Below are 13,535 nucleotides of genomic sequence, written 5' to 3' on the forward strand. Positions count from 1 at the left end.
GCTTCGGCCCCTAGGATTCCCCCTATCACCTCACCGGTCTCATTTGACAGGAACCCCATGAGCGACACTTCCCCCTACGGCTTCGAGCTTGTGCGGCGTGGGTACGACCGCGCTCAGGTGGACGAACGGATCTCCAAGCTCGTCTCCGACCGTGACAGCGCTCTCACCCGCATCACCGCTCTGGAAAAGCGCATCGAGGAGCTCCACCTCGAAACGCAGAACGCCCAGGCCCAGGTAAGCGACGCGGAACCGTCGTACGCCGGCCTCGGCGCGCGTGTCGAGAAGATCCTCCGCCTCGCCGAGGAGGAGGCAAAGGACCTGCGCGAGGAGGCTCGTCGCGCGGCCGAGCAGCACCGCGAACTCGCCGAGTCGGCGGCCCAGCAGGTGCGCAACGACGCGGAGTCGTTCGCGGCGGAGCGCAAGGCCAAGGCCGAGGACGAGGGCGTCCGGATCGTCGAGAAGGCGAAGAGCGACGCCTCTCAGCTGCGTTCCGAGGCCCAGAAGGACGCGCAGTCGAAGCGTGAGGAGGCGGACGCCCTCTTCGAGGAGACCCGCGCCAAGGCCGCTCAGGCCGCGGCCGACTTCGAGACCAACCTGGCCAAGCGTCGCGAGCAGTCCGAGCGCGACCTGGCGTCCCGTCAGCAGAAGGCCGAGAAGCGTCTCGCGGAGATCGAGCACCGCGCGGAGCAGCTCCGCCTGGAGGCCGAGAAGCTGCGTACGGACGCCGAGCGCCGCGCCCGCCAGACGGTGGAGACGGCTCAGCGTCAGGCCGAGGACATCGTGGCGGACGCCAACGCCAAGGCCGACCGCATCCGTTCGGAGTCCGAGCGCGAGCTGGCGGCTCTGACGAACCGCCGCGACTCGATCAACGCCCAGCTGACGAACGTCCGCGAGATGCTGGCGACGCTCACGGGCGCCGCGGTGGCTGCGGCCGGCACGCCGGCCACGGACGACGAGCCGATCTCCCGCGGGGTCCCGGCTCAGCAGTCCCGGTAACACCGCCTGACGGCAGCGACAAGGGTCCGCACCCTCTCCCCCGAACGGTGCGGGCCCTTTGTCCTGCCTGCGACCGGCTCAAGTGGCAGCGTCCCAGGCCCCGTCTTAGCGTGGCCGCATGATCGAGCTCGAGGGCCTGACCAAGCGGTACGGCGAGAAGGTCGCGGTCAACAATCTGACCTTCACCGTCAGACCGGGCATCGTCACGGGCTTCCTCGGTCCCAACGGCGCCGGCAAGTCGACCACGATGCGCATGATGCTCGGCCTCGACCGGCCCACCGCCGGGGACGTCCGCATCGACGGCCGGCACTACGACCGGCTGAAGGACCCGCTCACCTACATCGGCGCCCTGCTGGACGCGAAGGCCATGCACGGCGGGCGCAGCGCCTTCAACCATCTCCTCTGTCTCGCGCAGAGCAACGGCATCCCGCGCGGCCGGGTCGCCGAGGTGCTCGACACCGTCGGTCTGACGGCCGTGGCGAAGAAGAAGGCCAAGGGGTTCTCGCTCGGCATGGGCCAGCGCCTCGGCATCGCGGGCGCGCTCCTCGGCGACCCCCGGATCCTGATGTTCGACGAGCCGGTGAACGGCCTCGACCCCGAGGGCATCCACTGGATCCGCAATCTGATGAAATCGCTGGCCGCGCAGGGCCGGACGGTGTTCGTCTCCAGTCACCTGATGAGCGAGATGGCGCTGACCGCCGATCACCTCGTCGTCATCGGTCAGGGGCGGCTGCTCGCCGACACGTCCATGGCCGAGTTCATCGAGCAGAACTCGCGGTCGTACGTCCGGATCCGCTCGCCCCAGCGCGAACGGCTCCTCGACGTGCTGCACGGGGCCGGGATCACGGTCGTGGAGACCGGCGCCGGCGCGCTGGAGGTCGACGGCGGCAAGCCCGAGCACATCGGTGAGCTGGCCGCCCAGCACCAGATCGTGCTGCACGAGCTCAGCCCCCAACAGGCCTCCCTGGAAGAGGCGTTCATGCAGCTGACCGCCGAGTCGGTCGAGTACCACGCACACACCGAGCCTGCTCAGGAACAGCAGCCCTGGGGCGACGGCTGGAAGGGGAACTGACCATGCCGGCAGCCCAGGTCGTCCGGTCCGAGTGGACCAAGATCCGGTCGGTGGCGTCCACGGTGTGGACCCTCTCGCTGGCCGTGGTCGTCACGCTCGCCCTCGGCGTGCTGATCTCGGCCCTGTCGAAGAACGAGTTCGACAAGATGAGCCGCAAGGACCAGCTCTCCTTCGACCCGACCTTCATCAGCTTCGCCGGGATGAGCCTCGGCCAGCTCGCGATGATCGTGTTCGGGGTGCTCGTCGTCTCCAACGAGTACAGCACCGGCATGATCCGCACCTCGCTGGCCGCCGTACCGCAGCGCGGCACCTTCCTGTTCAGCAAGATCGCCGTCGCGACCGGCCTCTGCCTCGTCGTCGGCCTCCTCACCAGCTTCGTCGCGTTCTTCCTCGGGCAGGCCATGCTCGGCGAGCACCGGGCGCACATCGGCGACCAGGGCGTGCTGCGCGCGGTCATCGGCGGCGGCCTCTACATGACGCTCATCGCGATGTTCTCCATGGGCGTCGCCGTGATGCTGCGCTCGCCGATGCTGTCGCTGGGCATCCTGATGCCGTTCTTCTTCCTGATCTCCAACATCCTGGGCAATGTCCCGGCCACCAAGAAGGTTGGGCAGTTCCTGCCCGACCAGGCCGGCAGCAGGATCATGCAGGTGGTCACACCGCTCGACGACGACACTCCCTACGGACCCTGGGGCGGGCTCGCGATCATGGTGCTGTGGGTGGCGGCGGCGATCGCGGGCGGGTACGTGCTGCTGAAGAAGCGGGATGCCTGAGGCTTTACGGCCTCTTGAGTGGAACCGTCAGCGCCCGGATAAGCTCCTAACCCTTACGGGGGCGTGCGCCCTGCTGTCCTGAACCTTTCGATGGGTGCGGAGCATGATCGAGGCAGTCGGCCTGACCAAGCAATATGGCGACAAGACCGCTGTGTACAACCTTTCCTTCCAGGTGCGGCCCGGTTCCGTCACCGGCTTCCTGGGCCCCAACGGCTCGGGCAAGTCGACGACGATGCGGATGATCCTGGGCCTGGACAACCCCACCTCGGGGCAGGTGACGATCGGCGGCTACCCGTACCGCAAGCTCCCGAACGCCCCCCGTCAGGTCGGCGCGCTCCTCGACGCCAAGGCGGTCCACGGCGGCCGGCACGCCCGCAACCACCTGCTCTGCCTCGCCCAGCTGTCCGGCATCCCGGCCCGCCGGGTGGACGAGGTGCTCGGTGTGGTCGGCCTCCAGGACGTGGCGCGGAAACGTTCCAAGGGCTTCTCCCTCGGCATGGGCCAGCGGCTCGGCATCGCCGCCGCGCTCCTCGGCGACCCCCAGGTCCTCCTGTTCGACGAGCCGGTCAACGGCCTCGACCCCGAGGGCATCCTCTGGGTGCGGAACCTCATGAAGTCCCTGGCGGCGGAGGGCCGTACGGTCTTCGTCTCCTCGCACCTCATGAGCGAGATGGCGCTGACCGCCGACCATCTGATCGTCATCGGGCGCGGGCAGCTGCTGGCCGACATGAGCGTGAACGACTTCATCGCGGCGAACTCCGCCGGCTTCGCGCGCGTCCGTACCCCCGACACCGAGCCGCAGCTCCGCGAGAAGCTGACGTCCGCGCTGACGGACGCGGGCGGCCATGTGCTGCCCGAGCAGGACGGCGCCCTGCGGATCACCGGGCTCCCGCTCCCCCGCATCAGCGACATCGCGCACGACACGGACGTACGCCTGTGGGAGCTGTCCCCGCACTCCGCCTCCCTCGAAGAGGCGTACATGCGGATGACGCAGGGGGCCGTCGACTACCGCTCGACCATCGACCAGAAGGCCGGGCTGCAACAGCCCCTCCCGCCAGGCGCCCAGCCCCCGATGCCGGTCCCGGGCCAGGGCCAGCCCGACTGGTACGCCCCGCCGCCGCCCCAGCAGCAGTACGCCCCGCAGAGCCAGGCCCCCGCGGGCCCCTACGCCCCGGGACAGCCCTCGGCGGGCCCGTACGGCGCCCCGGGCGCTCCGGGTGCCCCCGGCACGGCCGCGCAGCCGCCTAGCGTTCCTCAGGGCGCCCAGGCCCCGGCCGCCAATCCGTACGCCGCCCCGAGCGGCGCTCCGGCACCGCAGGCCCCGGCCCAGGCCCCCGGCCTCGCCAACCAGCCCGCGGCGGGCACTCCGTCCGGAACGCCCTCGGCCCCGCCGGCCGCTCCCACGCAGCCGGCCTCACAGCCCGCGGCCGCCCCGGCCGCGGCTTCCGCCTCCGCGCCCGCCGCCCCGGCCCCCGCGCAGCCCGCCGCCGACCTGACCAAGCCCGAGGAAGCCCGATGAGCACGCCCCAGCCTCAGATGCCGCAGGCCGCCGCGCCCCAGCCTCCGATGCCACAGGCCGCCGCACCTCAGCCTCCGCTGCCGCAGGCCCCCGCGCCCCACTGGCAGTCCGCGCAGGCCCCCGCGTACGCCGGGTACACCTCGCCCATCCCCGTCGTGCGCACGCACCTCGGGCACGCGATCGCCTCGGAGTGGACGAAGATCCGTTCCGTGCGGTCGACGATGTGGACGCTCGGCGTGTTCATCCTGCTCGTCGTCGGGATCGGGCTGCTGGCCGCGGTGGTCGTGTCGAGCAGCGCCGGCGAGACCGACCTGGCCGGTGAGAACCCGCTCTCCTTCGGCTTCTTCGGGCTGCTGCTCGGCACCATGTGCGTCATCACGCTCGGCGTGCTGACCACCGCCTCCGAGTACGGCACCGGCATGATCCGCACCACCACGACCGCGTGCCCCAGCCGGGTCCGCGTACTGGCGGCGAAGGCGATCGTGTTCTTCACCGTCGCCTTCGTGGTCACCTTCACGTCGGTCCTGCTGGTCGCCCTCGCGGACGTGGCCCTGCTCGACAGCAGCGGCGTGCGGGACCCCTCGGGCAGCGAGTGGCTCAAGGGCACCCTCGGCATCTCGCTCTACATCGCGCTGCTCGGCCTGCTCTCGCTCGTCATCGGCTCGATCATCCGGCACTCGGCGGGCGCGATCACCATCATGATCGGCGTGGTGCTGGCCCCGCTGGTCATCGCGCTGTTCATGTTCTCGTCCTCGCTGGAGAAGCTGCGCGAGGCCCTGTTCGAGTACTCCATCCCGAACCAGCTGAGCGTCTTCTACTCCAACTCCCTCACCGAGAGCGGCCCGTCCGGCTGGGACCCGCTGTGGATCATGCTCGGCGTGACGGCCGTCGCGTTCGCGGGCGCGTGCGCACTGCTGGAGAAGCGGGACGTCTGAGCGAAGTCCCTAGGTCGTGTCCGCAAAGTCCCGTCGTCCGCCCGGAGGGCGGGCCGGGCGGCGTCAGGTGCGTGCTCTCGGCGTGCCGGGCACGAACCCGCGTACTGGTTGTACGTGGGTTTGTGCCCGGTGCGGCGAGAGGGCGTGCATGGCGGCTCCCGGCAGGCGGGACTTTGCGGACACGACCTAGAACTTCGGCGCGTTCCTGGACCGCTGCACCCGCGTGGTGCGGCGGTCCTTCGCGTTCCAGCACGCCTTGTGCCAGTGCCGGCGCTCGTCGACCCCCGAGTGCTCCGGCCAGGCCACCACGTGCGGGACGCCGTCCGGGATCAGCTGGTCGCAGCCCGGGCAGCGGTAGGACTTGCCCTGCGCGCTCGCACCCGCCACATGGCGGATGTTCCACTCCTCGCCCTGCCAGTTCTCCGTGGACTGCCAGCCGCCGTACCGGCCGGACCGGTCGTCCTCGGCGCTCCGGCCGGAATCGGAACCCTTGGGTCGGTTGCGACGCGGGGACACGGAACACCTCTCGGGGCTATACAGGAAGCACGGGCCGTGTCCAGCCTACGCGGCACGGACAGGGGCACGCGAAGGGCACCAACCCTCGCAAGTCCCCCTCGCGGACGCCGCATTCGGCAGACAATCCGCAAATCTCTTCGCCAGGCCGTGTCCTCGGCACGTGTCACACGGTTATGCCGGGTGGGGGAGCTCCGCGTCGGAGCCAAGGAAGCAGGAAAAGCACATGCGTGTCGGAAGTTTCGTGTTGGCGGCCCAGTTCCCGGGACAGGGCCAGGGGGAGGCGCTGCACCGCGCGGTCCGCTCGGCCGAGGTGGCCGAGGAGGCGGGTCTCGACTCGGTCTGGCTGGCCGAGCACCACTTCGTGCCGTACGGCACCTGCCCGTCGGCGATCACCCTGGCCGCGTTACTGCTGGGCCGTACCCGCCGGCTCCGGGTCGGCACCGCGGTCAGTGTGCTGCCCACCGCCCACCCGGTGGCCCTGGGCGAGCAGGCCGCGCTGCTGCACCTCACCTCGGGCGGGCGCTTCTCGCTGGGCGTCGGCCGTGGCGGGCCGTGGGTCGACCTGGAGGTCTTCGGGTCAGGGCTCGCGGCGTACGAGAAGGGGTTCCCGGAATCACTCGATCTGCTGGTGCGCTGGCTGCGCGAGCCCTCCGTGGCGGCCGACGGCGAGCGCTACCGCTTCCGTGAGGTCCCCGTCGTACCGCGCCCGTCGGAGTCCCTGACGGAGGAGCCCGGGTCGGGACCCGAGGTCGTCGTCGCGTGCACCTCCCCGGCGAGTGTGCGGCTGGCCGCCGAGCGCGGGCTGCCGATGCTGCTCGGGATGCACGTCGGGGACGAGGAGAAGGCGGAGATGGTCGGCCTGTGGCGTCAGCACGCGCGCGCGGCGGGCCGTCCGCGGGACGAGATCCTGGGCGCGGGCCATGTCTCCGCCGGTGTCTGCCAGATCGCGGACAAGCGCACGGACGCCGTGGAGGCGCTGGTGAAGGCGATGCCGGGGTGGCTGCGGCAGGGTCTTGAGGCGCATGTGACGGTCGACGGCCGCCATCGCTCGATGCGCGATCCACTGGCGTACACCGAACTGCTCTGCGGGCTGCACCCCGTGGGTACCCCCCGGCTGTGCGCCGACCGGCTCGCCGCCACCAGCGAGCGGACCGGCATCTCCCGCTTCGCCCTGCTCGTCGAGGGCTCGGGAGACCTCGCGGCGACCGAGGAGAACGTACGACGGCTGGGCGCCGAGGTGCTCCCCCACCTCGGCTGACCGTGAGACCCGCGCAGAGCTTGCCGCCCCGGTACTGAATGCACCTCCCGCGTACGGAGCGGCAAGCGAACGGCTCACCGCGTCAGCAGTCCCGGAACTCCGGGGACTGGTTCAGCAGCTGACTGCGGACCGAGGTGAAGCGGGCCAGCGTCTCGTCCACCGAGGCGTCCAGCGGGAACACCGCCACCCGGTGGCAGTTCTGGAAGGCCAGCCGTACTCCGAAGTGCCGTTGCAGCGCGCCGCGTATCGCGTCACTCGCGAGCGCACGCAGCAGCTGACCGCGTGCCTGCTCGTCCGGCGGAGGCGTCTGGTTGTCGGCGAACGCACCGCCGTCGACCTTCAGCTGGGCCACCAGGGAGCTGATCATCTCCCATGCGTAGGGCAGGGAGGTCCGGACGCAGTCGACGAATTCCGCTTCGTCGACCTCGCCTCGCTCGGCCTTCTCGAGTAGGGCCGGTGAGACGTCGAGCGACATGGGTTCTCCTCTCGCACCCCCAAGCAACAGGGGTTGCCGGACAGTTGAGGGAGTCCGCGACGCCGAACACGCTGAGTACATGCCTCGCGACCTCCCGTTTACTACGGTAGGCAACGGACCGTGACGGCACCAGGAGATTGCGTACATAGAGGGTCCCCAATGGGCACACAATCGGCCACAAACGAACAAGGGTCGTTCCGGGTGGTACGGGCCGAATCGCTTCGACGGCGGGCCGTCGAGTAGCGTTGCCCACCATGCGTCTCGTCATTGCCCGGTGCTCCGTCGACTACGCGGGCCGGCTCACCGCCCACCTCCCGTCCGCGCCCCGCCTCATCCTCGTGAAGGCGGACGGCAGCGTCTCGATCCACGCGGACGACCGGGCCTACAAGCCCCTGAACTGGATGTCGCCGCCCTGCACGTTGAAGGAGGGTTCCGGCGACGAGGACGGCGTCTGGACCGTCATCAACAAGGCCGGCGAGAAGCTGATCATCACGATGGAGGAGATCCTCCACGACTCCTCGCACGAACTGGGCGTCGACCCCGGCCTGATCAAGGACGGCGTGGAAGCACACCTTCAGGAACTCCTCGCGGACCGCATCGAGACCCTCGGCGACGGCTACACCCTCATCCGCCGCGAGTACATGACCGCCATCGGCCCGGTCGACATCCTCTGCCGGGACTCCGCGGGCCAGACCGTCGCGGTGGAGATCAAGCGGCGCGGCGAGATCGACGGTGTCGAGCAACTCACCCGCTATCTGGAGCTGTTGAACCGCGACCCCCATCTCGCCCCGGTGCGCGGCATCTTCGCGGCCCAGGAGATCAAGCCCCAGGCCCGCGTCCTCGCCACGGACCGCGGCATCGGCTGCACGGTCCTCGACTACAACGCCCTGCGCGGTATCGAGGACGACAAGCTGCGGCTGTTCTGACAGCGGTTTTCGAGGCTCTACGACGATGAGGGCCGGGTTCCCACGGGGAACCCGGCCCTCACTGCTGGCGTACGCGCGTCAGATCACCGTGTCCGACGCCGAACCCGAGGAGCTGGGCGTCCCGGCGGCGCTGCTCTCCGTGGCACTGGCGGGCGCGCTGGACGACGCGGGGCCGCTGGCGGAGTCGGAGGTGGACGGCGTGGTCGACGGATCCGGTGTCGGGCTGGTCGTCGGTGTCGGCGTGTCCGAGGGCTCGGTCGGCGTCGGCGTCGGGGTCGGGGTGTTCGACGGCGGCTTGGAAGTCGACGACGGCGGCTTCGACGTCGTCGTCTTCGAAGGCGAACTCGACGAGGACGGCTTCTTCGTCCCGCTCGGGTCGTCCGAAGGCTCCGCGCTCTCCGTCGGCGTCGGGTCGTCGGACGTGCCGAACGTGCCGTCGGGGCCCGGGTCGGTCGGGCGGCTGGTGGCCTTGCCGGTGTCCCCCTTGCCGTCGTCGTTCTTCGGGACGTCGGCGCCGAGGCTGCCGTCGTCCACGTCCTGACTGGCCGACGGGTTGACGCCGACCTTGTCGGAGGGGTTGTTCGCGTCGTTGTCGGACGTCGCGCCGAGCGTCACCACCGTGCCGAGCACGGCCGCGAGGAGCGCGCCGGCACCGGCCGCGACGAGGTTGCGCCGGGCGAGGCCCTTGAGGCCGCCGCGGGCCTTGCGGTTCGGGACGGGGCCCGCGGGGGCCGCGGCCCGGTGGGTGACCAGGGTCGCCGTCTCGTTCGGCGGCTGGAGCGGCGGGAAGGCCATCGGGACGCCGCCGGGCGGCGACTGCGACTCCTCACGGCGGGCGTCGGGCACCTCCTCGCCGGCGGTCGCGGTGATCCCCAGCGGTACCCCGGACCGGTCGGAGACCAGGGCGAGGGCCCGGCGGCCGGCGACGGTGCCGCGCTTGTCGGCGAGGGCGCCGCGCAGCGCGATGGCGGCCTCCAGCTCGGCGCGGGCCCGGTCGAGCTGGTCGGCGCAGAGTGCGAGGATGCCCAACTCATGGTGGAAGTAGGCCTGTTCGCCGACCTCTCCGGAGGCCCGGGCGGCTTCGGCGCCGAACCTCAGGGCCCGCTCCCAGGCGCTCCAGTGCAGCCCCGCGGCGAACGCGGGCGCCGCGGTGCGGGCCAGCTGGACGGGGACGTTCTCCTCGTCCTCGGCGGGCGGCTCCGCGACCGGCACGAGCACGGCGAGGGCGGCGAGCACCGCGTCGGCCTCGGCGCACACACGCTCGGGCGTGACCGAGGGATGCCCGGCCCACCAGGCGTAGTGGCGGCCCGCGGCCAGCGCCCGGGCCTCGGTGTCGTCGCCGTATCCGGCGCCCTCCAGCTGGGTCTGCACACCGGCGGCGAGCCGGTAGCGGGCGCCGACCGGGGTGATCAGCGCGGAACTCAGCAGCTCGCCGAGGGCGGCGTCCGCGTGGGTGTCGCCGACGAGGGCGGGCAGATGGGCCTGGTGCGGCACCTCGCCGCCGAGCGCCACGGCGAACCGCAGGGCGGTGCGCGCCGAGTCGCTGAGCCGTCCGGCGAGCAGCGTGGCCGGTGCGGCGCCCTCGGCGAGCGAGGGCAGGGGTACGTCGTGGCCGTCGCCGGCCTCGAAGGGGGCGTCGATCTGGGCTTCCTGGAAGACGCCGAACTCGTCGAAGGCCTCGGCGCTGGCGCGCAGTTCGTCGCGCTGCCGCAGCAGGGCGCCGGCCTGCACGAAGCGCAGCGGCAGGCCCTCGGACTCGAACCAGAGGTCGCCGGCCCAGTTGGCCTCGTCCTCGGTGAGGACCCGGCCGACGGCACGCTCCAGGAGCTCCACTCCGCCGGCCCGGTCCAGGCCGCCGAGGAAGACCTCTTCGAGGGCCGAGTCGGCCGACGGGGCGGGGACGTCGGGGGTCGCGGCGACCAGGAAGGCGCACTCGGGGGTGGCGTCGAGGAGGTCGTCGAGCGCGGCACCGCCGAACTCGACGTCGTCGAGGACGACGACCGCGCCGATCTCCCGGACGAGGGCGAGCAGGTCCTCGGGTCCCGGGCGGTGCAGGGGTGCGTCGTAGACGGCGTAGAAGAGGTCGTGGAGGAGGTCGTCCGGGGTGCGGTGGAAGCCGCTGAGGCGAACGACACCGTCGGGCGCGAGGTCCGAGCAGTCCTCGGCGACGACGTCGAGGAGGCTGGTGCGGCCCGACCCGGCGGGGCCGGTGAGGCGGACGGAGCGGCCGCGGGCGAGGAGCCGCACGAGGCGCTCGCGCTCGTCCTGGCGGGCCAGCAGCGGCAGCCTGGGCGGGGTCGGTCCCGGCGGGACCGGCGGGCGGGCCGCGCGGTCGCTCTCGGCACGGTCGGCGGCGGTGAGCTTCTGCGGCCGGGCGGGCCGTTCGCCGGGCGGGCAGGCCTCTATCTCGCTGCCGTCGACGGGGTTGACGGTGAGCAGGTGGTCGCCGGAGACCAGTTGCACGGCGCGGGCCAGGGCGGGTGTGCTCTGGCCGAAGTCGGGTGTGAGCGGGTCCCTGGGCGGACGCTGGCGCGACGGGCTGCCGTCGCCGTCGTGGCCGTACTCCTCGGGTCCCCGGTTGTTCGGGTCCATAGGTTCAAGCCCCCCAAAAGCGTCTCGTGTGTCGTGGGTCCTCCGGGACCCAGGCCCCCTCCGGCCTGCTGCACACCGCGCTGTCGCTTCTGGTCCGGGCCCGCTCGTTCAGGGACGTACATCCAGCGGGCGACCGAACCCTAAACCTTCGCACAGTATCTACGACAGCCCGGGGTACCGCGCCGTCCGAGACGTCACAGTCTCGTGAGGATTGTGCGCGGCGCGCCTTTCACCTTTGCAACACCGGGCGCTCACATCGCACGCACACGAGGGTTCACACCCGGGGCAGCGACTCCACTCCGATGCCGCCCTCGATCGCCAGGATCCGGTGCAGCCGGGTGGCCACCAGCAGGCGCTGCATCTGCGGCGGTACGTCGCGCAGCACCAGGCGTCGGCCGCAGCGGCCGGCCCTGCGGTGGGCCCCCATGATCACCCCGAGTCCGGTGGCGTCCCAGGAGTCGAGCTCGGACAGGTCGAGCACGAGATCGCCGACTCCGTCGTCGACGGCCGAGTGCAGGACCGTACGGGCGTCCGCCGCGCTGCGGACGTCGAGGCGGCCCCCGACGACCAGCTCGACGTGGTCGCCCCTGATGAACATATGCGCTCCCCGTGGTGCGTCTCGTGCTCCGCGAATGTGATGTCCGGTGATGCAACCTCTGACTGCGCGAGGCGGTCAGAGGTTGCCGTCTGTAAGCGAACCGATACCGAATTCACCCCTCGGTGTGACACCTGAGGGGCGTAAGTGAATTCGGACGTTGACCAGTACGTGTACCGGGTGGTGATCAGTACGTGTACCGGGTGAAGATCAGTACGTGTAGAAGCCCTGCCCGCTCTTGCGCCCGATGTCACCGGCGTCAACCATCCGGCGCATCAGCTCCGGCGGAGCGAACTTCTCGTCCTGGGACTCGGTGTAGATGTTGCCGGTGGCGTGCAGCAGGATGTCGACGCCGGTGAGGTCGGCCGTGGCGAGCGGGCCCATGGCGTGCCCGAAGCCCAGCTTGCACGCGAGGTCGATGTCCTCGGCCGTGGCCACGCCCGACTCGTAGAGCTTGGTGGCCTCGACGACGAGGGCGGAGATGAGCCGGGTGGTGACGAAGCCGGCGACGTCCCGGTTGACGACGATGCAGGTCTTGCCGGTGGACTCGGCGAACTCCCGCGCGGTGGCGAGGGTTTCGTCGCTCGTCTTGTAGCCGCGGACCAGCTCGACGAGCTTCATCATCGGCACCGGCGAGAAGAAGTGCACGCCGACGACCCGCTCGGGGTGCTCGGTGGCCGCCGCGATCTTGGTGATCGGGATGGCGGAGGTGTTGGAGGCGAGGACGGCGTCCGGCCGCACGATCTTGTCGAGCGCGCGGAAGATCTCGTGCTTCACTTCCAGCTTCTCGAAGACCGCCTCGACGACGATGTCGGCGTCCGCGGCGGCGTCCAGATCGGTGGTCGCGGTGATCCGGCCGAGGGCGGCGTCGGCGTCGTGCGCCTCCATCTTGCCCTTGCTGACGAACTTGTCGTACGAGGCCTTGATGCCGTCGGTGCCACGCTTGAGAGCCTCGTCGGTGACGTCCCGCAGGACGACGTCCCAGCCCGCAGATGCGGAGACCTGGGCGATCCCGGAACCCATCAAGCCGGCGCCGATGACGGCAAGCTTCCGTGCCACTGTTGTGACTCCCCTTTGTACGCCTTGCCCACTGTTGAGATTGCTTCTCCGGCGGACCTTAGCGTTCGTGAGGTGCTGTGTGACCGGTAAGTAATGCGCGTCACGTCTCATCTGACGGACATCACACCGGCAGACCTCACGCCGGGTCCCGTACGGCGTAGTTGAGCACCTTCTCGCTCAACAGCCCCTCGATCTCGTCCATCAGTACGAGCACCTCTCGGGACACTTCATCCGGATTGCGGCCCTTGACCATCTCACGCCCGATAACACCCATGACGGTGTGATGGATCCAGTTGAGCTGACCGGCCATCAGGGTGGGGACCGGGTCGTCGTCGGCGGCGGCGGTCTCCTCGCGCAGGGCCCTCTCCAGGTTCTCCTGGACCTCCTGCTGGATGCTCCACAGCCGGGACCGCAACGGCGGCGCCTCATGGATGACCCGCATGAACCGGTCGTAGCCGACCATCAGCCCGACCCGGGGCGAGACCGCCTCGACCTCGTCGCGCAGTTCGCGCAGCAGCGCGGCGGCGGCCGACTCGCCGGCGTCCCGGCCGCGCACCCAGCGGGCGAGGCGGTCGACGACGCCCTTGCTGCGGTCGAGGAAGAGGTCCTCCTTGGTGGCGAAGTAGTTGTAGACGGTGTTGACGGAGACGTCGGCGGCTTCGGCCACATCCGCGATGGTCACGTCCATGAAGCCGCGCTCCAGGAACAGCCCGGTGGCGATGTCCGAGATCCGCTGTCTCGTCTCGCGCTTCTTCCGCTCCCTGAGCCCTTCAGCCATGGTCCACATCCTAGCTTCGCTGGTGTCGGTTGATTTTTGGG

Annotated in this window: 13 protein-coding genes; 7 read left to right on the top strand and 6 right to left on the bottom strand. The window is 70.6% G+C overall.

Annotated features, from left to right (window positions below):
- The first annotated feature begins 57 nt into the window (after positions 1-57).
- The 5 genes from OG885_RS15030 to OG885_RS15050 all read left to right on the top strand — a co-directional run bounded on the left by OG885_RS15030 (position 58) and on the right by OG885_RS15050 (position 5,295).
- Positions 58-996 carry a cellulose-binding protein gene (locus tag OG885_RS15030; protein WP_399948215.1) on the top strand — a complete coding sequence of 313 codons (939 nt, stop codon included), beginning with the start codon at positions 58-60 and terminating at the stop codon, positions 994-996.
- Positions 997-1,114: 118 nt separating this feature from the next.
- On the top strand, positions 1,115-2,068 hold the full coding sequence (locus OG885_RS15035; protein ID WP_405731170.1) for an ABC transporter ATP-binding protein: 954 nt from the start codon (positions 1,115-1,117) through the stop codon (positions 2,066-2,068).
- Between the two features lie 2 nt (positions 2,069-2,070).
- On the top strand, positions 2,071-2,841 hold the full coding sequence (locus tag OG885_RS15040; RefSeq protein ID WP_405731172.1) for an ABC transporter permease: 771 nt from the start codon (positions 2,071-2,073) through the stop codon (positions 2,839-2,841).
- A 103-nt stretch (positions 2,842-2,944) separates the two neighbouring features.
- Positions 2,945-4,360, top strand: a complete 1,416-nt coding sequence (locus OG885_RS15045; protein WP_405731174.1) for an ABC transporter ATP-binding protein — start codon at positions 2,945-2,947, stop codon at positions 4,358-4,360.
- A gap of 47 nt (positions 4,361-4,407) precedes the next feature.
- Entirely contained in the window at positions 4,408-5,295 is an 888-nt protein-coding gene (locus tag OG885_RS15050) for an ABC transporter permease (protein ID WP_405742738.1), read from the top strand.
- 186 nt (positions 5,296-5,481) lie between these two features.
- Here OG885_RS15050 and OG885_RS15055 read toward each other — a convergent pair whose 3' ends face one another.
- The gene (locus OG885_RS15055) at positions 5,482-5,811 is read right to left on the bottom strand and encodes an ATP/GTP-binding protein (protein ID WP_405731176.1); all 330 of its coding nucleotides are present in this window, start codon (positions 5,809-5,811) and stop codon (positions 5,482-5,484) included.
- A gap of 223 nt (positions 5,812-6,034) precedes the next feature.
- Between OG885_RS15055 and OG885_RS15060 the strand changes: the two genes are divergently transcribed.
- Entirely contained in the window at positions 6,035-7,069 is a 1,035-nt protein-coding gene (locus OG885_RS15060) for an LLM class flavin-dependent oxidoreductase (protein ID WP_399948224.1), read from the top strand.
- An 82-nt stretch (positions 7,070-7,151) separates the two neighbouring features.
- On the opposite strand, the gene OG885_RS15065 is transcribed toward OG885_RS15060, so the two are convergent.
- Entirely contained in the window at positions 7,152-7,544 is a 393-nt protein-coding gene (locus OG885_RS15065; protein WP_059192310.1) for an SCO5389 family protein, read from the bottom strand.
- A gap of 254 nt (positions 7,545-7,798) precedes the next feature.
- Here OG885_RS15065 and nucS point away from each other — a divergent pair, with 254 nt between their 5' ends.
- Positions 7,799-8,470: an endonuclease NucS gene (gene nucS / locus OG885_RS15070; RefSeq protein ID WP_405731179.1), complete on the top strand. Its 672-nt coding sequence runs from the start codon at positions 7,799-7,801 to the stop codon at positions 8,468-8,470.
- 78 nt (positions 8,471-8,548) lie between these two features.
- On the opposite strand, the gene OG885_RS15075 is transcribed toward nucS, so the two are convergent.
- From OG885_RS15075 to OG885_RS15090, 4 genes are all read right to left on the bottom strand, one after another.
- Entirely contained in the window at positions 8,549-11,062 is a 2,514-nt protein-coding gene (locus OG885_RS15075) for an ATP-binding protein (protein ID WP_405731181.1), read from the bottom strand.
- Between the two features lie 274 nt (positions 11,063-11,336).
- Positions 11,337-11,660, bottom strand: a complete 324-nt coding sequence (locus tag OG885_RS15080; RefSeq protein WP_059192313.1) for an STAS domain-containing protein — start codon at positions 11,658-11,660, stop codon at positions 11,337-11,339.
- 207 nt (positions 11,661-11,867) lie between these two features.
- Positions 11,868-12,716: a 3-hydroxyacyl-CoA dehydrogenase family protein gene (locus tag OG885_RS15085; RefSeq protein WP_405731183.1), complete on the bottom strand. Its 849-nt coding sequence runs from the start codon at positions 12,714-12,716 to the stop codon at positions 11,868-11,870.
- A gap of 136 nt (positions 12,717-12,852) precedes the next feature.
- Positions 12,853-13,494, bottom strand: a complete 642-nt coding sequence (locus tag OG885_RS15090) for a TetR/AcrR family transcriptional regulator (RefSeq protein WP_405731185.1) — start codon at positions 13,492-13,494, stop codon at positions 12,853-12,855.
- Between the last annotated feature and the right edge of the window lie 41 nt (positions 13,495-13,535).

It is taken from the genome of Streptomyces sp. NBC_00028 (assembly GCF_045041065.1).
Taxonomy (GTDB): domain Bacteria; phylum Actinomycetota; class Actinomycetes; order Streptomycetales; family Streptomycetaceae; genus Streptomyces.